The organism is Streptomyces sp. CB00316, assembly GCF_001905595.1.
In the GTDB taxonomy this organism is placed as follows: Bacteria; Actinomycetota; Actinomycetes; order Streptomycetales; family Streptomycetaceae; genus Streptomyces.
In genome coordinates, this window is the sequence record NZ_LIXI01000011.1 from 176,035 (window position 1) to 196,449 (window position 20,415).

At 70.6% G+C, this 20,415-nt stretch carries 16 protein-coding genes; 8 read left to right on the forward strand and 8 right to left on the reverse strand.

Features of this window, described 5'->3' with window-relative positions; all coding sequences use genetic code 11:
- Positions 1-142: 142 nt before the first annotated feature.
- Both AMK21_RS27765 and AMK21_RS27770 read left to right on the forward strand, forming a co-directional pair.
- The gene (locus AMK21_RS27765; RefSeq protein ID WP_234422070.1) at positions 143-991 is read left to right on the forward strand and encodes a RecB family exonuclease; all 849 of its coding nucleotides are present in this window, start codon (positions 143-145) and stop codon (positions 989-991) included.
- Between the two features lie 9 nt (positions 992-1,000).
- Complete coding sequence (locus tag AMK21_RS27770) at positions 1,001-1,672, forward strand: response regulator (protein ID WP_030570198.1); 672 nt, start codon at positions 1,001-1,003, stop codon at positions 1,670-1,672.
- 100 nt (positions 1,673-1,772) lie between these two features.
- Here AMK21_RS27770 and AMK21_RS27775 read toward each other — a convergent pair whose 3' ends face one another.
- The 3 genes from AMK21_RS27775 to metH all read right to left on the reverse strand — a co-directional run bounded on the left by AMK21_RS27775 (position 1,773) and on the right by metH (position 7,991).
- Positions 1,773-3,371, reverse strand: a complete 1,599-nt coding sequence (locus AMK21_RS27775) for an ABC transporter substrate-binding protein (protein ID WP_073881924.1) — start codon at positions 3,369-3,371, stop codon at positions 1,773-1,775.
- Between the two features lie 261 nt (positions 3,372-3,632).
- Positions 3,633-4,334: an HAD family hydrolase gene (locus AMK21_RS27780; RefSeq protein WP_073881925.1), complete on the reverse strand. Its 702-nt coding sequence runs from the start codon at positions 4,332-4,334 to the stop codon at positions 3,633-3,635.
- Between the two features lie 141 nt (positions 4,335-4,475).
- On the reverse strand, positions 4,476-7,991 hold the full coding sequence (metH, locus tag AMK21_RS27785) for a methionine synthase (protein WP_073881926.1): 3,516 nt from the start codon (positions 7,989-7,991) through the stop codon (positions 4,476-4,478).
- 240 nt (positions 7,992-8,231) lie between these two features.
- Here metH and AMK21_RS27790 point away from each other — a divergent pair, with 240 nt between their 5' ends.
- The 5 genes from AMK21_RS27790 to AMK21_RS27810 all read left to right on the forward strand — a co-directional run bounded on the left by AMK21_RS27790 (position 8,232) and on the right by AMK21_RS27810 (position 14,656).
- Entirely contained in the window at positions 8,232-8,996 is a 765-nt protein-coding gene (locus tag AMK21_RS27790; RefSeq protein WP_030570186.1) for an IclR family transcriptional regulator, read from the forward strand.
- Between the two features lie 385 nt (positions 8,997-9,381).
- Positions 9,382-10,173 carry an MIP/aquaporin family protein gene (locus AMK21_RS27795; RefSeq protein WP_073881927.1) on the forward strand — a complete coding sequence of 264 codons (792 nt, stop codon included), beginning with the start codon at positions 9,382-9,384 and terminating at the stop codon, positions 10,171-10,173.
- Between the two features lie 57 nt (positions 10,174-10,230).
- Positions 10,231-11,775: a glycerol kinase GlpK gene (gene glpK / locus AMK21_RS27800; protein WP_073881928.1), complete on the forward strand. Its 1,545-nt coding sequence runs from the start codon at positions 10,231-10,233 to the stop codon at positions 11,773-11,775.
- Positions 11,776-11,788: 13 nt separating this feature from the next.
- A complete protein-coding gene (locus tag AMK21_RS27805; protein WP_073881929.1) occupies positions 11,789-13,399 on the forward strand; it encodes a glycerol-3-phosphate dehydrogenase/oxidase in 1,611 nt (536 codons plus the stop codon).
- Between the two features lie 219 nt (positions 13,400-13,618).
- On the forward strand, positions 13,619-14,656 hold the full coding sequence (locus tag AMK21_RS27810; RefSeq protein WP_073881930.1) for a PAC2 family protein: 1,038 nt from the start codon (positions 13,619-13,621) through the stop codon (positions 14,654-14,656).
- Positions 14,657-14,749: 93 nt separating this feature from the next.
- Here the strand turns inward: AMK21_RS27810 and mshC are convergent, their stop codons facing one another.
- The 4 genes from mshC to AMK21_RS27830 all read right to left on the reverse strand — a co-directional run bounded on the left by mshC (position 14,750) and on the right by AMK21_RS27830 (position 18,293).
- Positions 14,750-15,979: a cysteine--1-D-myo-inosityl 2-amino-2-deoxy-alpha-D-glucopyranoside ligase gene (gene mshC, locus AMK21_RS27815; RefSeq protein ID WP_073881931.1), complete on the reverse strand. Its 1,230-nt coding sequence runs from the start codon at positions 15,977-15,979 to the stop codon at positions 14,750-14,752.
- 126 nt (positions 15,980-16,105) lie between these two features.
- Entirely contained in the window at positions 16,106-16,945 is an 840-nt protein-coding gene (locus tag AMK21_RS27820; protein WP_073881932.1) for an SCO1664 family protein, read from the reverse strand.
- Positions 16,909-17,499 carry a DUF3090 domain-containing protein gene (locus AMK21_RS27825; RefSeq protein WP_073881933.1) on the reverse strand — a complete coding sequence of 197 codons (591 nt, stop codon included), beginning with the start codon at positions 17,497-17,499 and terminating at the stop codon, positions 16,909-16,911. The genes AMK21_RS27820 and AMK21_RS27825 overlap by 37 nt, the downstream gene beginning before the upstream one ends.
- Before the next feature lie 71 nt (positions 17,500-17,570).
- Complete coding sequence (locus tag AMK21_RS27830) at positions 17,571-18,293, reverse strand: histidine phosphatase family protein (protein ID WP_073881934.1); 723 nt, start codon at positions 18,291-18,293, stop codon at positions 17,571-17,573.
- Positions 18,294-18,416: 123 nt separating this feature from the next.
- Here AMK21_RS27830 and corA point away from each other — a divergent pair, with 123 nt between their 5' ends.
- Complete coding sequence (corA, locus tag AMK21_RS27835; protein ID WP_073881935.1) at positions 18,417-19,403, forward strand: magnesium/cobalt transporter CorA; 987 nt, start codon at positions 18,417-18,419, stop codon at positions 19,401-19,403.
- A 29-nt stretch (positions 19,404-19,432) separates the two neighbouring features.
- Here corA and AMK21_RS27840 read toward each other — a convergent pair whose 3' ends face one another.
- Positions 19,433-20,215, reverse strand: coding sequence for a hypothetical protein (locus AMK21_RS27840; protein ID WP_073881936.1), 783 nt, complete (start codon positions 20,213-20,215; stop codon positions 19,433-19,435).
- Positions 20,216-20,415 lie beyond the last annotated feature (200 nt).

Below are 20,415 nucleotides of genomic sequence, written 5' to 3' on the forward strand. Positions count from 1 at the left end.
GATGATGCTGTCTGCGAGGGTCTGCCGTCGATGGTATGCCGCCGGCTGTCAGTGGCGGGCCGTAGGGTCTTGAGACATGACCTCCGTGCCCCGGCCGCCGCAGCCGCCCACATCTCTGTCGCCGTCGCGGGCGAGCGATTTCATGCAGTGCCCTCTGCTCTACCGCTTCCGGGTCATCGACAAACTGCCGGAGCAGCCCAGCGAGGCCGCTACCCGCGGCACCCTGGTCCATGCGGTGCTGGAGCGGCTCTTCGACGCCCCGGCGGCTGACCGTACGGCGCCGCGGGCGCGGGCTCTGATCCCCGGCCAGTGGGACCGGCTGCTGGAGTCGAAGCCGGAGCTGGGTGACCTGTTCGCCGGGGACGCCGAGGGCGAGCGGCTGTCGCGCTGGCTGGGTGAGGCGGAGCGGCTGGTGGAGCGGTGGTTCTCGCTGGAGGACCCGACGCGTCTGGAGCCGGCCGAGCGTGAGCTCTTCGTCGAGACGGAGCTGGAGTCGGGGCTGCGGCTGCGCGGGGTGATCGACCGGATCGATGTGGCGCCGACCGGGGACGTGCGGATCGTCGACTACAAGACGGGGAAGGCGCCGCGGCCGGAGTATGCGGACGGCCCGCTCTTCCAGATGAAGTTCTACGCGCTGGTGATCTGGCGGCTGAAGGGGATCGTGCCGCGCCGGCTGCAGCTGGTCTACCTGGGCAGCGGCGATGTGCTGACGTACGACCCGGTCGTGGCGGACCTGGAGCGGGTGGAGCGCAAGCTGCTCGCGTTGTGGGAGGCGATCTCGCTGGCCACCGAGACCGGTGACTGGCGCCCGCGCCCGACGAAGCTGTGCGGCTGGTGCGACCACCAGGCGGTGTGTCCGGAATTCGGCGGGACTCCCCCGGTATACCCGCTGTCGGTACGCCCGGCGGAGTCGGGCGAGGATGACCAGGGCAGAATGGGCCCCCCCGACCGGGCCGAGGCCGGCCGACCCGTGGCTCTTGAGGGCCTGTGAGGAGTTTCCGTGGCGATCCGCGTCCTACTGGTCGATGACCAGCCGCTGCTGCGCACCGGTTTCCGGATGATTCTGGAGGCCGAGGGCGATCTGGCGGTGGTCGGTGAGGCCGGTGACGGTCTGCAGGCCATCGACCAGGTGCGGGCGCTCCAGCCCGATGTGGTGCTGATGGACATCCGGATGCCGCGGATGGACGGGGTGGAGGCGACCCGCCAGATCACCGGCCCCGGCAAGGACGGCCCGGCGAAGGTGCTGGTGCTGACCACGTTCGATCTCGACGAGTACGTGGTGGAGGCGCTGCGGGCGGGGGCGAGCGGCTTCCTGCTGAAGGACGCTCCGGCCAACGAGCTGGTCCAGGCGATCCGGGTGGTGGCGGCGGGCGAGGCGATGCTCGCCCCGAGCATCACACGCCGGCTCCTCGACAAGTACGCGGACCATCTGCCCTCGGGCGAGGACCCGGTCCCGGACGCCCTGCACACGCTGACGGACCGTGAGGTGGAGGTCCTGAAGCTGGTGGCGCGCGGCCTGTCCAACGCGGAGATCGCGGCGGACCTGTTCGTCAGCGAGACGACGGTCAAGACGCATGTGGGCCACGTGCTGACGAAGCTCGGCCTGCGCGACCGGGTGCAGGCCGCGGTGTACGCGTACGAGAGCGGCCTGGTGCGTCCGGGCGCCCAGTAGAAGCCCCCTGGTCACCTGGTTACGAGGCCGTCCGGCCCGCCCGTCCTGCGAACGCGGACAGGATCGGGGCGGGCCGGACGGCTTTCGTGGTTCCGGGCGGTCAGGCGCTGGTCCTGTTGAGCTCCCAGAGCTGGAGCTCGGAGGTGGCGCTGACGGACCGCTCGACCCCGGCGACCCCGCTGCGGGAGGCCACGTACTGCTTGCCCTGCCAGATCGGCAGGACGGGGACGTCGGTGGCGACGATGTCCTGGAGCTTCTCGTACGTCGTGGCGGCGGCGCTGCGGTCGGCCGCGCGGCGCGACTTCGGGATGAGGACGTTCTGCGCTTCCTGCGACCGGTAGGGGGAGTTGAGGAAGTTGTTCTTGTCCAGGAACGGGGCGGTGTAGTTGTCCGGGTCCGGGAAGTCGGGGAACCAGCCCATGCCGTAGGCCGCGTAGTCGCCGCGCTTCTGCTCCGGCCGGTACTTCGACCACTCCTTGCCCTGGATGTCGACGTCGAAGAGGCCCGAGCCGTTCAGCTGCGCTTGGAGCGCCTTGAACTCCTTGGCGGTGGCGGATCCGTAGTGGTCGTTGGTGTAGTGCAGGGTGAACTTCACCGGCGTCTTGACCCCGGCGTTCTTGAGGGTCTGCGCGGCCTTGGCGGCGCTGGGCTCGCCGTACTTGTTGAAGAAGGCGTTGGTGTGGCCGGTGATGCTGGAGGGGATCAGCGAGTAGAGCGGCTCGGCGGTGGTGCCGTACACCTTGCCCGCGATCTCGCCCCGGTCGATGATCTGCGCCATGGCCTGCCGGACGGACTTGTTGACCACGGGGTCCTTGGTGTTGAACCCGAGGTAGCTGATGGCGAGGCCGGGCATCTCGGTGAGCTCGATGCCTTCCTTCGGCCTCACCAGCATGTCGCGGGCCTGCTCGGGCGACATGGCCCGGGTCATCATGTGGATCTTCTTCTCCTCCAGCGCCTTGCCCATGGTCTCGGCGTCGGGGAAGAGGTCCATCTCGACCTTGTCGTTGAGGACCTTCAGCTCGCCCTTGTAGGAGGGGTTCTTGGTGAAGGCGATCCGAGTGACCCGGCCGTCCTCGACCTGCGGCTTCATGGTGTACGGCCCCGAGCCGTCGACCTGGAAGCCCTCGCGCGCCTCCTTCCCCGGGTACTTCCCCTTGGGGACGATGCCGGCGGCGGGGGTGGCGAGCTTGTACGGGAAGGTCGCGTCGGGCGTCTTCAGGTGGAAGATCACCTGGTCGTTGCCCTTGGTCTCGATCGTGTCGATGTTGGCGAGGAGCCCGACCGGCCCGCTGTCGGAGTTGATGTCGATGACCCGCTGGATGGAGAACTTCACATCCTCGGCGGTGACGGGGGTGCCGTCGGCGAACTTCAGGCCCGCGCGCAGGGTGCAGCGGTAGCTCTCGTTCGCGTTGTCCGTGAAGGTGCAGCTCTCGGCGGCCTCGGGTACCGGCTCGCCGCCGCCGTTGGGCACGGTGGTCAGGGTCTGCACGGTCTGCCGCAGAACGTTCCAGACGCCTGCCTCGTACCCGATGGCCGGGTCGAGAGGAGCGGGGTTCTCCTCGGAGGCCACGAGCTGGTCCGTGGTGCCGACGACGATGGCGCTGCCGCCACCGGCGCCGCTGTCCGTGCTGCCGCAGGCGGCGAGCACGGGGGCGAGCAGGCCGACGACGGCCGGCAGCACCAGGGTCTTGCGGTTCATACGTACGTTCTCCCTCATCACGGTGGGTGAGGAATCAAAGTTAGTAGCCGCCGGTGACCGCCCCGACCGCGCTCGGAGCGGGCTACCCTCCCCTCGCCTGAGAGGAGGGCGATATTTGATCACCATTCCGGACAGATCAACCGATCACGGCAGGCCATGAAGGGCTTTCGGGTGAGGAAGCTCACCCACCCCGCCTCTTCACACAGGTGGCCCGTGGCTGATTCACATCCACGGAAAACTGCCGGAACGCACACGGACCCTTCAGCCCGTGGCGGTGACGAGCTTCCGCAGGAAGGCGAGATCGACGTCTTCGAGGGAGCCGACGACGACCCGGCCGGAGGCGGGTGCGATGGGGGCCACGGACGGTACGGCGACCACCCGGCACCCCGCCGCCTCGGCAGCGGCCACCCCGGTCGCGGTGTCCTCGATGACCGCGCAGCGCCACGGGTCGGCGCGGAAGCCCGCGGCGGCGGTGAGGTAGGGCTCGGGGTGCGGCTTGGTGCGCGTGACCTCGTCACCGGCGACCGTGAGCGCGAAGTGGTGGTGGCCCACGGAGTCCAGCACCCGGTCGATGATCCGGCGGTGCGAGGCCGAGACGAGCGCGGTGGGGATCTTCGACGCGGCCAGCTCGGCGAGCAGTCTCCCGGCGCCGGGCATCAGCGGCACGCCGTTCCGGATGCGCTTCTCGAAGCGGTCGTTGAGCAGCACGGTCAACTCGTCCAGGGAGATGTCGGCGCCGGTGACGTCGATCAGGTAACCGGCGCTGCGGGTCATCGGCCCGCCGACGACGACGTCCCGCCAGGGCTCCTCCAGACGGTGTCCGAGGTCGGCGAAGACCTCCTTCTCGACGTCCCACCAGAAGCCCTCGGTATCGACCAGGGTGCCGTCCATGTCGAGGAGGACCGCCTGCAGGGCGGCGCCTTCGGCCGTGCGGGTCAAGGACGCGGGGACCGTACTCGTCATCCGGCACACCTTCCGTAAGGGACGAGAAGGCCGGTCGCCGCTCCCGGAGGGGAGGGCGACCGGCCTGCACTGGACCGACCAGTCTACGACGTGTCCGCCTGCGGTGCGCGAACGACGCGAAGCAGCGGGGTGAAGGGGCGGCTACCGTGCGTTGAAGTACTTCGCCTCGGGGTGGTGGATGACGAGGGCGTCGGTGGACTGCTCCGGGTGGAGCTGGAACTCCTCGGAGAGCTCCACGCCGATCCGGCCCGGCTGGAGGAGGTCGGCGATCTTCGCGCGGTCCTCCAGGTCCGGGCATGCACCGTAACCGAGCGAGAACCGTGCGCCCCGGTACTTCAGCGCGAACATGTCCTCGACGTCGGCGGGGTCCTCCCCGGCGAAGCCCAGCTCGCTGCGGACCCGGGCGTGCCAGTACTCGGCGAGGGCCTCGGCGAGCTGGACGGAGAGCCCGTGCAGCTCCAGGTAGTCGCGGTAGGAGTTGGCGGAGAACAGCTCGGCGGTGGCCTCGCCGATCCGGGAGCCGACGGTGACGACCTGGAGGCCGATCACATCCGTCTCGCCGGACTCCTCGGGGCGGAAGAAGTCCGCGAGGCAGAGGCGGCGGCCTCGGCGCTGGCGCGGGAAGGTGAAGCGGGTGCGCTCGGAGCCGTCCTCGCGCAGGAGGATCAGGTCCTCGCCCTTGGAGACGCAGGGGAAGTAGCCGTAGACGACGGCCGCCTCCAGGAGGTTGTTGGACTGGAGGTGGTCGAGCCAGCCCCGCAGGTGCGGGCGTCCCTCGGTCTCCACCAGCTCCTCGTACGTCGGTCCGTCGCCGGTCCTGGCCTGCTTGAGGCCCCACTGGCCTTTGAACAGGGCGCCCTCGTCGAGCCAGGAGGCGTACTCCTTGAGCGGGATGCCCTTGATGACCCGGGTACCCCAGAACGGCGGCTCGGGGACGGGGTTGGTGGTGGAGACGTCCGAGCGCACCGGACCCTCGGGCTCCTCGACCTCCAGCACCGCCGCGACGTCCTTCCTGGGGACCCGGCGCTGCTTGAGCTCGGGCAGGGCCGCGCCCGGCACACCGCGCTTGAGGCCGATGAGCGCGTCCATCAGGCGTAGGCCCTCGAAGGCGTCGCGGGCGTAGCGGACCTCGCCCTCGTAGATCTCGTGCAGGTCCTGCTCGACGTAGGCCCTGGTCAGCGCGGCGCCACCGAGGATGACCGGGAAGTCGGCGGCCATCTTGCGCTGGTTCAGCTCCTGGAGGTTCTCCTTCATGATCACGGTGGACTTCACCAGGAGGCCGGACATGCCGATGACGTCGGCGCGGTGTTCCTCGGCGGCTTCCAGGATCGCGGAGACGGGCTGCTTGATGCCGAGGTTGACGACGTTGTAGCCGTTGTTGGAGAGGATGATGTCGACGAGGTTCTTGCCGATGTCGTGGACGTCGCCGCGGACGGTGGCGAGCACGATCGTGCCCTTGCCGTCGTCGTCGGTCTTCTCCATGTGCGGCTCAAGGTGTGCCACCGCGCTCTTCATGACCTCGGCGGACTGGAGGACGAACGGCAGCTGCATCTGGCCGGAGCCGAACAGCTCGCCGACCGTCTTCATGCCTTCGAGCAGCGTGTTGTTGACGATGTCCAGGGCCGGGGTGTCCTGGAGCGCCTCGTCGAGGTCGGCCTCCAGGCCGTTCTTCTCGCCGTCGATGATGCGGCGCTGGAGCCGCTCGTCCAGCGGGAGGGCCATCAGCTCCTCGGCCTTGCCCGCCTTCATCGACTTCATGTTGACGCCCTCGAAGAGCTCCATGAGCTTCTGGAGGGGGTCGTAGCCCTCGGCACGGCGGTCGTAGATCAGGTCGAGGGCGACCTTGACCTGCTCCTCCTCCAGCCGGGCGATGGGCAGGATCTTCGAGGCGTGCACGATCGCGGAGTCCAGGCCCGCCTTGACGCACTCGTCGAGGAAGACGGAGTTCAGCACGACCCGGGCGGCCGGGTTGAGACCGAAGGAGATGTTGGACAGACCCAGGGTGGTCTGGACGTCCGGGTGGCGCTTCTTCAGCTCGCGGATCGCCCCGATGGTGGCGATGCCGTCGCCGCGGGACTCCTCCTGGCCGGTGCAGATGGTGAAGGTCAGGGTGTCGATGAGGATGTCGGACTCGTGGATGCCCCAGTTGGTGGTGAGGTCCTCGATGAGCCGCTCGGCGATGGCGACCTTGTGCTCGACCGTCCGCGCCTGGCCCTCCTCGTCGATGGTCAGGGCGATCAGGGCGGCGCCGTGCTCGGCGGCCAGGGCGCTGACCTGCGCGAAGCGGGACTCGGGGCCGTCGCCGTCCTCGTAGTTCACCGAGTTCAGCACGGCACGGCCGCCGAGCTTCTCCAGGCCGGCGCGGAGCACGGGCAGCTCGGTGGAGTCCAGCACGATCGGGAGGGTGGAGGCGGTGGCGAAGCGGCCGGCCAGCTCGCTCATGTCGGCGACGCCGTCGCGGCCCACGTAGTCGACGCAGAGGTCGAGCATGTGCGCCCCTTCGCGGATCTGGTCGCGGGCCATCTCCACGCAGTCGTCCCAGCGGGCCTCCAGCATGGCCTCGCGGAACTTCTTGGAGCCGTTGGCGTTGGTGCGCTCCCCGATCGCCAGGTAGGCGGTGTCCTGGCGGAAGGGGATCGTCTGGTAGAGCGAGGCGGCGCCGGGCTCGGGGCGCGGGTCGCGCTCGGTCGGCGTGAGCCCCCGGGCCCGCTCCACGACGGCCTTCATGTGGGCCGGGGTCGTACCGCAGCAGCCGCCGACGAGGGAGAGGCCGTAGTCCCGGACGAACAGCTCCTGGGAGTCGGCGAGGCCCTCGGGGCCGAGCGGGAAGTGCGCGCCGTCCTTGGTGAGGACGGGCAGGCCGGCGTTGGGCATGCACATCAGGGGCGTACGGGAGTGGCGGGCGAGGTAGCGCAGGTGCTCGCTCATCTCGTCCGGGCCGGTGGAGCAGTTCAGACCGATGAGGTCGATGCCCAGCGGCTCCAGGGCGGTGAGGGCGGCGCCGATCTCGGAGCCGAGCAGCATGACGCCGGTCGTCTCGAAGGCGAGGGAGCAGATCAGCGGCACGTCGATGCCGAGCGCGTCCATGGCCCGGCGCGCTCCGATGATGCTGGACTTGGTCTGCAGCAGGTCCTGGGTGGTCTCGACGATCAGGGCGTCGGAGCCGCCCGCGAGGAGACCCTCGGCGTTCTTCTGGTAGCCGTCGCGCAGGACGTCGTAGGAGATGTGGCCGAGCGAGGGCAGCTTGGTGCCGGGGCCGATGGAGCCGAGGACCCAGCGCTGGCGGCCGTCCTTGCCGGAGAACTCGTCGGCGACCTCGCGGGCGATCCGGGCGCCGGACTCGGAGAGCTCGAAGATCCGGTCGGCGATCTCGTACTCGTTGGCGGCGGAGTGGTTCGCGCCGAAGGTGTTGGTCTCGACGCAGTCGACGCCGACCGCGAAGTACTCCTCGTGGACGGTGCGCACGATGTCGGGGCGGGTGATGTTGAGGATCTCGTTGCAGCCTTCGAGGTTCTCGAAGTCCTCAAGCGTCGGGTCCTGCGCCTGGAGCATGGTGCCCATCGCACCGTCGGCCACCACCACCCGGGTGGCGAGCGCCTCGCGCAGGGCTTCTACGCGGGTCCGGCTGTCGGCGGCGGGTGTCGGCAACGAGGCCATGGATGATCTCCCAGGGATGCGACGGCTGTCGGCTTTGCGTCCTTCTCGGGGAAGGCGCACCCCGTCAGCGTAGCCGGACACCTCGACGCGTGGTCGGTCCGTCCATGAGGCGGACTGCATGCTGTGCGGGTGCGGGGGCGGCGGGCCGTCAGGAGGAGACTTTCCCCCGGAGTCCGGCGCAGGTCGGCATCGACCGATAGTGTTCAGCATTGTCGAACCGAGGTGGAGGAGTACGGCGCGATGGCCAAGAACATCCAGTCGCTGGAGCGGGCGGCCGCGATGCTGCGCCTGCTGGCGGGCGGCGAGCGGCGGCTCGGGCTGTCCGACATCGCCTCCTCCCTGGGGCTGGCCAAGGGCACCGCCCACGGAATCCTCCGCACCCTCCAGCTGGAGGGGTTCGTCGAGCAGGACGCCACATCGGGGCGCTACCAGCTCGGCGCCGAGCTGCTGCGCCTCGGCAACAGCTATCTCGACGTCCATGAACTGCGGGCCCGCGCCCTGGTCTGGACGGACGACCTGGCCCGCTCCAGCGGCGAGAGCGTCCACCTCGGCGTGCTGCACCAGCACGGCGTCCTCATCGTCCACCACGTCTTCCGGCCCGACGACAGCCGCCAGGTGCTGGAGGTCGGGGCGATGCAGCCGCTGCACTCCACGGCGCTCGGCAAGGTGCTGTCCGCGTACGACCCGGTGGCGCACAGCGAGGTCATGGAGGCGGAGCGCCGCTCCTTCACCGGCCGCACGGTCACGGCCGCCGACGAGTTCGAGGCGATGCTGGACCTGATCCGCGCCCAGGGCTGGGCCGCCGACGCCGAGGAGACCTGGGAAGGGGTGGCCGCCGTGTCCGCCCCGATCCACGACCGGCGCAGGATGCCGGTGGGCGCGGTGGCGGTGACGGGTGCGGTGGAGCGGGTGGCGCCGGGCGGCGTGCTGCGGCCCGAGCTGATCGCGGCCGTACGGGACTGTGCCCGGGCGGTCTCCCGGGACCTGGGCGCCGGGCGCTTCTGAGACCGGGGTACCCCTGAGGGTCAGGCCACCGCTGAGCACCGGGCCGCCCCTGAAAGCCGGGCAGCCACCCCCGTGACGCATGCCGTGTGCGCCGGGGTGCGCCCGCGCGCGTCCGGGCGCATCGTGGGGTAACGATCGCGTCGCGCACCGAGTCCTCGGCCACAGAACCCTTGACGCTTCCTTCACTCGGGGGAAACACTGCCGTTCAACGGTCGGCATTGTCGAACGCCTAACGGCAATACGCGTTAGGGTGTGACAGTGCCAAGGGCCGGCCAAGCCCTTACAGGTGGGCTGCCCACGCTTCGTGGATACCCACCTGGGGCGCGGACCACCGGAGGGACCCGGTGTTCCGCTCTCCCCCGGACGAAGGACGAAGGAGTCGCGGGTGTCCAGCTCCGACATTTTCATCGGCGAGACCATCGGTACCGCCGTACTCATCCTGCTCGGTGCCGGTGTCGTTGCCGCCGTCACGTTGAAGCACTCGAAGGCCCGGAACGCGGGCTGGCTGGCCATCACCTTCGGGTGGGGTTTCGCCGTGCTGACCGGCGCCTATCTGGCCGGCGGCGTCTCGGGCGCTCACCTCAACCCCGCGGTCACCCTCGGCCTGGCCATCAAGGGCGGTACCGCGTGGGGCGACGTGCCCCTCTACCTCGGCTCGCAGCTGCTCGGCGCGATGGTCGGCGCCCTGTTGGTCTACGCGGTGTACTACGGGCAGTTCCACGCCCACCTCACCGACCCGGAGATCATCAAGGCGCAGCCCACCGACGAGGGCATGGTCGACCAGGCCGCCGCGCCCAAGGCCGGTCCGGTGCTCGGGATCTTCTCCACCGGCCCCGAGATCCGTAACGGCGTGCAGAACGTCGTCACCGAGGTCATCGCGACCGTGGTGCTGGTCCTGGCGATCCTGACCCAGGGCCTCAACGACGAGGGCAACGGCCTCGGCGTGCTCGGCGCCCTGGTCACCGCCCTGGTCGTGGTCGGCATCGGTCTCTCCCTCGGCGGCCCCACGGGTTACGCCATCAACCCGGTCCGTGACCTCGGCCCCCGCATCGTGCACGCGGTGCTGCCGCTACCGAACAAGGGTGGTTCCGACTGGGGCTACGCGTGGGTACCCATCGTGGGTCCGCTCATCGGCGGCGCACTCGCCGGTGGGCTCTACAACCTCGCCTTCGCCTAGCCCACGCGGGTATCAGTGCCGTAACCCCTTTCACCCACAGACTTCCGGGAGCACACCGTGACCGACGCACACACCACCGGCACCCACGGCACCGGCCCGTTCATCGCGGCCATCGACCAGGGCACCACCTCCAGCCGCTGCATCGTCTTCGACAAGGACGGCCGGATCGTCTCGGTCGACCAGAAGGAGCACGAGCAGATCTTCCCCAAGCCGGGTTGGGTCGAGCACGACGCGACCGAGATCTGGGAGAACGTGCAGGAGGTCGTCGCCGGGGCCATGGTCAAGGCCGGCATCACCTCCGCCGACGTCAAGGCGATCGGCATCACCAACCAGCGCGAGACCACGCTCCTGTGGGACAGGAACACCGGTGAGCCGGTGCACAACGCGCTGGTCTGGCAGGACACCCGTACCGACGCGCTCTGCAAGGAGCTCGGCCGCAACGTGGGCCAGGACCGCTTCCGCCGCGAGACCGGGCTGCCGCTCGCCTCGTACTTCGCCGGGCCCAAGGTCCGCTGGCTGCTCGACAACGTCGAGGGGCTGCGCGAGCGCGCCGAGGCCGGCGACATCCTCTTCGGCACCATGGACTCCTGGGTCATCTGGAACCTGACCGGCGGCACCGACGGCGGCGTCCACGTCACCGACGTCACCAACGCCTCGCGGACCCTTCTGATGAACCTGCACAAGATGGAGTGGGACGAGAAGATCCTCCACTCCATCGGCATCCCGGCCGCGGTCCTCCCCGAGATCCGCTCCTCCGCCGAGGTGTACGGCCACGCCAAGGGCGGCATCCTCGACGGCGTGCCCGTCGCCTCCGCGCTCGGTGACCAGCAGGCGGCCCTGTTCGGCCAGACCTGTTTCGCCGAGGGCGAGGCCAAGTCCACGTACGGCACCGGCACCTTCATGCTGATGAACACCGGCTCCAACCCGGTGAACTCGTACAACGGGCTGCTCACCACCGTCGGCTACCAGATCGGCGACAAGCCCCCGGTGTACGCCCTGGAGGGCTCCATCGCGGTCACCGGTTCGCTGGTGCAGTGGATGCGCGACCAGATGGGCCTGATCAAGTCGGCCGCCGAGATCGAGACGCTCGCCTCCTCGGTCGAGGACAACGGCGGCGCCTACTTCGTGCCCGCCTTCTCCGGTCTGTTCGCCCCCTACTGGCGTCCCGACGCCCGCGGTGTGATCGCCGGTCTCACCCGTTACGTCACCAAGGCGCACATCGCCCGTGCCGTCCTGGAGGCCACCGCCTGGCAGACCCGCGAGATCAGCGACGCCATGACGAAGGACTCCGGCGTCGAGCTGACCGCGCTCAAGGTCGACGGCGGCATGACGTCCAACAACCTGCTGATGCAGACGCTCGCCGACTTCCTGGACGCGCCGGTGGTGCGCCCCATGGTCGCCGAGACCACCTGCCTCGGCGCGGCCTACGCCGCCGGCCTGGCCGTCGGCTTCTGGCCGGACACCGACGCGCTGCGCGCCAACTGGCGCCGGGCCGCCGAGTGGACCCCCCGCATGGACGCGGACACCCGTGCCCGCGAGTACAAGAGCTGGCTCAAGGCCGTCGAACGGACCATGGGCTGGATCGAGGACGAAGAAAGCTGACGAGGAGCATTCCATGACCACCCTGCAGAGCGTTCCCGCCCTCGGAACGCACCCGGCCTCCGGCTCCCTGCCGAGCCGCGCCGAGACCCGGGAGCAGCTGTCCCGGGCGACCTACGACCTCCTGGTCATCGGCGGCGGCATCCTGGGCATCTCCACCGCCTGGCATGCCGCGCAGTCCGGGCTGCGGGTGGCTCTGGTGGACGCCGGTGACTTCGCCGGCGCCACCTCCTCCGCCTCCTCCAAGCTGCTCCACGGCGGTCTGCGCTATCTCCAGACCGGCGCGGTCAAGCTGGTCGCGGAGAACCACTTCGAGCGCCGCGCGGTCTCCCGCGAGGTGGCCCCTCACCTGGCCAACCCGCTCACCTTCTACCTGCCCGTCTACAAGGGCGGCCCGCACGGCGCGGCCAAGCTCGGCGCGGGCGTCTTCGCCTACTCCGCGCTCTCCGCGTTCGGCGACGGCGTCGGCCACGTCATCTCCCCGGCCAAGGCGCAGCGTGACGTGCCCGAGCTGCGCACCGACAACCTGAAGGCCGTCGCGGTCTACGGCGACGACCAGATGAACGACGCCCGCATGGCGCTGATGACGGTCCGCGCGGCCGTCGACGCGGGCGCGGTCGTCCTCAACCACGCGGCCGTCACCGGTCTCCGCTTCACCCGGGGCCGCGTCACGGGCGCCGACCTCGAGGACAGCGTCGACGGCACGGAGTTCGGCGTCACCGCCCGCCTCGTGCTGAACGCGACCGGCCCGTGGGTCGACCACCTGCGGAAGATGGAGGACCCGAACGCGGCCCCCTCCATCCGCCTCTCCAAGGGCGCCCACCTGGTCCTCAAGCGGACCCGTCCGTGGCGGGCGGCGCTGGCCACCCCGATCGACAAGTACCGGATCACGTTCGCGCTGCCGTGGGAGGACATGCTGCTCCTCGGCACGACGGACGAGGAGTACGAGGGTGACCCGGCGGACGTCTCGGTGACCGAGGCGGACACCGCTCAGATCCTCGACGAGGCGGCGTTCTCGATCAAGGACCAGCAGCTCTCGCGCGACCTGATCACGTACTCCTTCGCCGGTCTGCGGGTGCTGCCCGGCGGTCCGGGCGACACCTCCAAGGCCAAGCGCGAGACGGTCGTCACCGAGGGCCGCGGCGGGATGCTGTCGGTCGCGGGCGGCAAGTGGACGACGTTCCGCCACATCGGCCGCACCGTCATGAACAAGCTGGCCGCCCTGCCCGGGCACCCGCTGGCCGAGGACATGGAGCCGATGAACCGGCTGCCGAAGAAGCTGCCGCTGCCCGGGATCGCCAACCCGAACGCGGTCGCGCACCGGCTGCTCATCGACGGCGGCACCCCTGGCCCCCGCATGGCGCCGGACACCGCCCGGCACCTGGCCACGCACTACGGCTCGCTCGCCTTCGACATCGCGCGCCTGGCCAACGAGAGCCCGGAGCTGGCCGAGCGCGTACACCCGGACGCCCCGGAGATCTGGGCCCAGGTCGCCTACGCCCGCGACCACGAGTGGGCCGAGACGGCGGACGACGTACTGCGCCGCCGGACCACGCTGACGATCCGGGGCCTGGCGACGGACGATGTCCGCGACGGCGTCGAGAAGCTGCTGGCCGACCGGGACTGACCTCCCCACGGGTACGACGGACGGGGTCGGCTTCCTGACGGGAGCCGACCCCGTCCGCGTACGCGTGTGTCCCCGGACGGATACGGGCTGATGCACCGATCGGGCCGATGATTGACGCCTGATGGAAGGTTCACCCGGCCGTGCAAACGGGCTGCGGCCCGGGGGGCCCGAAGCCGTAAGGTTGCTCCGTACGTATGGAGACTTCGGAAGGAGGCCCGGGTGATCGAGCTCGAGTCGGTGCCCGAGCTGATCGACCCGGTCATGGTGGCCGCGTTCGAAGGCTGGAACGACGCCGGTGACGCCGCCTCCACAGCGGTGAGCCACCTGGACCGGGAGTGGAAGGGCGAGGTGTTCGCGGCGCTGGACGCCGAGGACTACTACGACTTCCAGGTCAACCGGCCCACCGTGTGGCTGGAGAACGGGGTGCGCAAGGTCACCTGGCCGACGACCCGTCTCTCGGTGGTGCGCGTCGGCGGGGAGAAGCCGCGGGACCTCGTCCTGGTGCGCGGGATCGAACCGTCGATGCGCTGGCGCTCGTTCTGCAACGAGATCCTCGGCTTCGCCCATGAGCTGGGCGTCGAAATGGTCGTCATCCTGGGCGCGTTGCTCGGTGACACCCCGCACACGCGGCCGGTGCCGGTGAGCGGGGTCACCTCCGACGCGGACCTGGCACGGACGATGGACCTGGAGGAGACCCGGTACGAGGGTCCGACGGGCATCGTGGGCATCCTCCAGGAGGCGTGCACCCATGCCGGGGTGCCGGCGGTGAGCCTGTGGGCGGCGGTGCCGCACTACGTGTCGCAGCCGCCGAACCCGAAGGCGACGCTGGCCCTGCTGAACCGACTGGAGGACCTGATCGGGCTGCACATCCCGCTGGGCGAGCTGCCGGAGGACGCGCGGGCCTGGCAGGTCGGTGTGGACCAGCTGGCGGCGGAGGACAGCGAGGTCGCGGAGTACGTCCAGACGCTGGAGGAGGCGCGGGACACCGCGGAGCTGCCCGAGGCGTCCGGCGAGGCCATCGCCCGGGAGTTCGAGCGGTATCTGCGGCGCCGGGACGGCGGCCCCGGACCGGGTCCCGGCGGCCACGCGACGGAGAGCGGGGACTCGACGTACCTGCGGGATCCGTCGAGCGGCCGCACCCGGCCGCCGAAGCCGCCGCGTCCTGAGGCCGGACCGGGTCGGCCCGGCCAGGGAAAGAAGCCCGAGGACAAGGGACCTGACGAGGCGCCCGGGGAGGAAACCCCCGACGAGGAGTGACCTCGCACGGCCTGCCGGTGACCGGCCCCGGACTTCACGGAGAAGTCCGGGGCCGGCCTTGGTGGGCCGGGCGGCGGCGGGCCGCCCTCCGTCCTACAGTGCGACCCCGAGCAGGGCGTCGACGGTACGGGAGACGAGGCCGGGTGCCCCCTCGTCCGTACCGCCCTCCGCACTCTGGAGCTCGGCCCAGCGGTCCACGGCTGCCAGCGCCGCGGGGGTGTCCAGGTCGTCGGAGAGGGCCTCGCGGACCTCCTCGACCAGTGCGTCGGCCGGCCGGCCGTCGGGGCGGGAGACCGCGGCGCGCCAGCGGGCGAGGCGCTCGACGGCGTCGGCGAGGACCTGGTCGGTCCACTCCCAGTCGGCGCGGTAGTGGTGGGAGAGCAGGGCGAGCCGGAGCGCCGCCGGGTCCACGCCCTCGCGGCGCAGGGTGGAGACGAAGACGAGGTTGCCCTTGGACTTGGACATCTTCTCGCCGTCGAGACCGACCATGCCCGCGTGCACGTACGCCTTGGCGAACGGGTACTCGCCGGTCAGTGCCTGGGCGTGCGAGGCGCCCATCTCGTGGTGCGGGAAGGCGAGGTCGGAGCCGCCGCCCTGGACGTCGAAGCCCATGCCGAGGTGGTCCAGCGCGATCGCGACGCACTCGATGTGCCAGCCCGGGCGGCCCTCGCCCAGGGAGGCCCCGTCCCAGCTCGGCTCGCCCGGGCGGGCGGCCGTCCAGAGCATCGGGTCGAGGGGGTTCTTCTTGCCGGGACGCTCCGGGTCGCCGCCGCGCTCGGCGGAGAGCAGGCGCATCGCCGCCGCGTCGAGCCCGGAGACCTCTCCGAAGTGCGGGTCGGCGTCGACGGAGAAGTAGACGTCGCCTTCGAGGTCGTAGGCGACGCCCGCCTCCCTCAGCCGCTCGACGAGGGGCACGATGCCGGGTATGGCCTCGACCGCTCCGATGTAGTGCTGCGGGGGAAGCATCCGCAGGGCGGTCATGTCCTCGCGGAAGAGTGCCGTCTCGCGCTCCGCGAGCTCGGTCCAGTCCTGGCCGTCGCGCGCGGCCCGCTCCAGGAGCGGGTCGTCCACGTCGGTGACGTTCTGGACGTAGTGAACCTGCCGCTTGGTGTCGAGCCACACGCGCTGAACGAGGTCGAACGCGTTGTAGGTCGCCGCATGACCCATGTGGGTCGCGTCGTACGGCGTGATGCCGCAGACGTAGATGCGGGCGACGGGACCGGGGTCAAGGGTGATCCGTCCGCCGGTCGCGGTGTCGTGGATCCGAAGGTCGCGGCCCTTGCCAGGCAGGGCGGGGACCTCAGAAGCGGGCCAGGCATGCATGTCATGAGCGTAACCGGACGACGCTTCCGGATACGAACCGGATCCGGATTCCTGTCCGAAGAGACACTCTTGCGGTAGACCGTCGAAAGACTGTACGGCCAGGGTGTTCGCCGCCGGCAAGGCCCCCTAGACCGGCGGCCACGGGATCGGCGGCCACTGGCCGCTCGGCTTCGGGTGCACCCCGCTGTCGAGCAGCCCCGCCACCCGCTCCCGGAGGGCCTCCAGCTCGGCCGTCGTGATGAGTTGCGCCATCCGGGTGGCCAGGGGCTCCCCCGCCGCCAGCTCACCGGCGAGCCGCCCGAGCACCCGCAGCGCCGCCTCGCCGAGCGGCTCGCCGGCCCAGCCCCACAGGAGGGTGCGCAGCTTGTCGTCCGCGTTGAAGGTGACCCCGTGGTCGATGCCGTACAGGAGCCCGCCGGGGGCCGGCAGCAGATGGCCGCCCTTGCGGTCACCGTTGTTGATCACCGCGTCCAGCACGGCGAGCCTGCGCAGCCGGGGGTCGTCCGCGTGCACCAGCAGCGCGGTCCTCCCGCCCCCCACGTCGGCGGAACCCACCGCCTTCCAGCCCTCGCCCGGCTCGTCGTCCTCGACGAGGGCCAGCAGTTCCGGTACGCCGTCGGCGGGCTCGGGCGCGTCGATCCAGAGCTGGCACATGCCCTGCCCGTACGGCCCGTCCCGCAGCACGGTGGGCGGCACGAGGTCCCACCCGGTCGCCCGGGAGATCTCGTACGCGGCCACCTCCCGCTGCGCGAGCGTCCCGTCGGGGAAGTCCCACAGCGGCTGCTCCCCCGCGACCGGCTTGTAGGCGCAGGTGCGCTCCTCGCCCTCGTACGCGACGGTGCAGTGCAGCACCGCGTTGGACGCCCCGCCGACCTGCCCGAGCACCGTGAGCGTGCCCTCGGTGAGCAGGGTGAGCAGCTCGGTGTCCGTCAGGCTCCGCGACGGTATCCGTTCTGGCGCGGGCATACGTGTCCTTCCGGATCGAGCGGCAGGCTGCACAGCGGGCACGGCGGGCGGCCGGCGTTGACGACGTCCAGGGCGCGCTTGGCGAAGGCGCGGGCCTGGGCGCCGCTGAGCCGGACGCGGAGCATCGGCGGGCCGTTCTCCTCGTCCTGGAGGAGCTTCTCCTCGGCCTCCGCGAGGTCGTCCTCGGAGTCCGCGTCGAGCTCGACGAGGGCCTGCGCCTCGACGATCATGCGCTGTTCGTCGCCGTCCCAGGCCAGGGCCATGGTGCCGACCCGGAACTCCTCCTCGACGGGAACGTCGAGGGGAGCGGTGTCGGTGACGTCGGTGGGAGCCACGGCGGGCACCGGCGAGTTGCCCCCGGTACGCCGGACCACCTCGTCGAGCAGTTCGTCGATCCGCTCGGCCAGGGCGGTCACCTGGGTCTTCTCCAGGGCGACGCTGGTGACCCGCCCCTTGGAGGAGGCCTGCAGGAAAAACGTACGGCGGCCAGGCAACCCGACCGTACCGGCCACGAATCGGTCCGGTGGGTCGTAGAGGAACACCTGACGTGACACGTCCTGTCTCCCTTGAGAATCGTTGGGTGGATAGCGGCGCTACGGCGCGTCCACCCTACTGCCCGCGGAGATCACGGCGCGCCCCCGCCGCCCCCGACCGCCGCGTCCGACGTGACGTCACCCGCGCCGGAGGGCAGGGCGTCCGCCCCGACGGGCTGTTCGCGCGGTGCCAGCGGGGTGAGGTCGCCGGTGTCGCCGACCCGCAAGAGGAAGGGGCGCAGCCGCATGTAGCGGATCGCGGTGACCGAGCAGGGGTCCACGTGGATGCGCTGGAAGAGGTCCAGGTGCATACCGAGGGCGTCGGCGACGAGGGACTTGATGACGTCGCCGTGCGAGCACATGACGTACGTGGCGTCCTCGCCGTGCTCCGCCTCGACCCGGTCGTTCCAGTCGCGTACGGCGTCGACGGCGCGGGCCTGCATGGCGCGCATCGACTCGCCGCCGGGGAAGGCCGCGGCGGAGGGGTGCTGCTGGACGACGGACATCAGCGGTTCGTCGGAGAGTTCGGCGAGCTTGCGGCCCGACCAGTCGCCGTAGTCGCACTCGCTGATGCGCTCCTCGGTGTGCACGGGCAGTCCGGGCCGGGCGTCGAGGAGCGGCTGGAGCGTCTGGCGGCAGCGCTCCAGGGGGCTGCTGACGGCGGCGGCGAGGGCGAGGGCGGACAGCCGCGCCGGCAGGGCGGCGGCCTGTTCGGTACCGCGCTCGTCGAGGAGGACCCCGGGTGTGCGGCCCGCGAGCACTCCGGCGGTGTTGGCGGTGGAGCGTCCATGGCGTACGAGGATCAGCGTGGGCATACCGGCAGCCTAGATGCCTCCTTGCCGCCGGTGCGAGGACGCCTCCCTGGGGAAGGAGGGAGCGGTGAGCTGACCCCGCCCACCTTGTACGTTGTGGTCCTTAAACCTCCCAAGGATGCTGAAATGATCGTGGACTGTGCCATCTACCAGGACGGCCGCCGGACCGATGGGCCCGACGACTTCTCCGAGGCCCTCCAGAAGGCCCGGGGGGCCGGCGACGCCTTCCTCTGGATCGGCCTGCACGAGCCGTCCGAGCGGGAATTCGACCTGGTGCGTCACGAGTTCGGTCTGCATCCGCTCGCGGTCGAGGACGCGCTGCGCGCGCACCAGCGCCCCAAGCTGGAGGTGTACGACGACTCCCTGTTCGCGGTGCTGAAGCCGGTCGTCTACGAGTCGAGCAGCGACACGGTGAGCGCCGATGAGCTGATGATCTTCATCGGGGACTCGTTCGTGGTGACGGTCCGGCACGGCGAGAGCGCCCCGCTGGCGGATGTCCGCAGCCGTCTGGAGGCGGACCCGCAGATACTGGCGCACGGGCCGACCGCGGTGCTCTACGCGATCAGCGACGCGGTGGTGGACCACTACATCGATGTGGCCGGTGAGCTCCAGGTGGACCTGGAGGAGCTGGAGACCGAGGTCTTCGCCCCGAGCGGGAGCGGCGACTCCTCGAACACGGCGGCGAGCATCTACACGTTCAAGCGGCAGGTCCTGGAGTTCCGCCGGGCCACCGGCCCGCTCACAGCGCCGATGACCCGGCTCGCGGGGGCCGGGGTGCCGTTCGTCCACCAGGAGGCGCAGCCGTTCTTCCGTGACGTCGCCGACCACCTGACGCGGGTCAACGAGCAGGTGGAGGGGTTGGACCGGCTGCTGTCGGACATCCTCTCGGCCCACCTCGCACAGATGGGGGTGCGGCAGAACGACGACATGCGCAAGATCTCGGCGTGGGCGGCCATGGCCGCCGTCCCGACGATGGTGGCGGGCATCTACGGCATGAACTTCGACCACATGCCGGAACTGCACTGGGCGTGGACGTACCCGGCCGTGATCCTGTCCATGACCCTGGCGGTGGTCGGCCTGCACCGCCAGTTCAAGCGCCGCGGGTGGCTGTGAGGATCACGCATGCGCGTACGGGGTCACGCCTACTCCGGTTCCGGTAGGGCCCGGCCGCCGAGCGCGTCGCGCCGCTCGGGCATCTCCAGGCCGACCATGCGCCGCCAGCCGATCAGACGCTCGTACGCGTACACCGCGTGGATTCCGGCCGCCAGGGCCACGGACTTGGGGCGCGGCCAGCCCAGCAGCCGGCCCATGTGGTCCATCACCGCGAGGCTGACGTCCCGGTAGACGCGGATCTCCGCCAGGGCGCACTCCCGCATGATCCGCTGGATGGTGCGGCCGTGGCCCTCCCGGGCGAGCCGCAGCAGCTCCTCGTGGCAGTACGCGAGGTGGTTGTCCTCGTCGTCGGAGATCATCCGCACCGCGCGCCCGATGTCGGGATGGTCGGCGAAGTGCCGCCGCAGCAGCCGCATCTGCTCGGAGGCACGCTGCTCGGTGATCCTGCTGTGGGCCAGATAGGTGATGATGTCGCGCTCGGTGAGCCGCTCCTCGCCGCGCAGCCGGGAGTGGGCGAGGCCGATGCCCTGCTGCTCCAGGAGCATCGTGTAGTCGGTCTCCGGGGGGACGTCGGCCGGTCGCAGCCCGCGCTTCTTCAGGAGGGCGTTGAAGATCCGGCCGTGCTTGTCCTCGTCGGCGCCGTGCCGGACGATCCTGGGCGCCAGGGCGCGGCGGCTCTCCGGGACGAGGGCGGCGATGCGGGCGTTCTCCCAGCCGCCCTGGGACTCCCCGCTGGCGGCGATGGAGCAGAAGAGCCGGTAGGCCTCGTCGTCGTCCAGGATCTCCTGGAAAAGGCTGCGGGCTGAGAGCATGAGGGCCACCTTCGTACCGGACCCCATGGAGCAGGCGCCGCGGGGCAGTAGTGCGCAGAGCAGCAGTCAAGTGCTCCGGGGAGCGGTCGGCAACCGGAGCAACGGCGGCGAGGGTACGGGGCCGGGCCGCGCGGCCCGGCGCAACCCCGCGGCGTACGGCGCGTTGTTCCCGGTGACGGCCGTGGCGGGGAAGACCCCCG

Excerpts from the sequence above, each read along its gene's own strand:
- AMK21_RS27765 (WP_234422070.1), top strand. The coding sequence starts at position 143 with ATGCAGTGCCCTCTGCTCTACCGCTTCCGGGTCATCGACAAACTGCCG.
- AMK21_RS27775 (WP_073881924.1), bottom strand. The coding sequence starts at position 3,371 with ATGAACCGCAAGACCCTGGTGCTGCCGGCCGTCGTCGGCCTGCTCGCC.
- AMK21_RS27780 (WP_073881925.1), bottom strand. The coding sequence starts at position 4,334 with ATGACGAGTACGGTCCCCGCGTCCTTGACCCGCACGGCCGAAGGCGCC.
- metH (WP_073881926.1), bottom strand. The coding sequence starts at position 7,991 with ATGGCCTCGTTGCCGACACCCGCCGCCGACAGCCGGACCCGCGTAGAA.
- AMK21_RS27790 (WP_030570186.1), top strand. The coding sequence starts at position 8,232 with ATGGCCAAGAACATCCAGTCGCTGGAGCGGGCGGCCGCGATGCTGCGC.
- AMK21_RS27805 (WP_073881929.1), top strand. The coding sequence starts at position 11,789 with ATGACCACCCTGCAGAGCGTTCCCGCCCTCGGAACGCACCCGGCCTCC.
- mshC (WP_073881931.1), bottom strand. The coding sequence starts at position 15,979 with ATGCATGCCTGGCCCGCTTCTGAGGTCCCCGCCCTGCCTGGCAAGGGC.
- AMK21_RS27820 (WP_073881932.1), bottom strand. The coding sequence starts at position 16,945 with ATGCCCGCGCCAGAACGGATACCGTCGCGGAGCCTGACGGACACCGAG.
- AMK21_RS27830 (WP_073881934.1), bottom strand. The coding sequence starts at position 18,293 with ATGCCCACGCTGATCCTCGTACGCCATGGACGCTCCACCGCCAACACC.
- corA (WP_073881935.1), top strand. The coding sequence starts at position 18,417 with ATGATCGTGGACTGTGCCATCTACCAGGACGGCCGCCGGACCGATGGG.
- AMK21_RS27840 (WP_073881936.1), bottom strand. The coding sequence starts at position 20,215 with ATGCTCTCAGCCCGCAGCCTTTTCCAGGAGATCCTGGACGACGACGAG.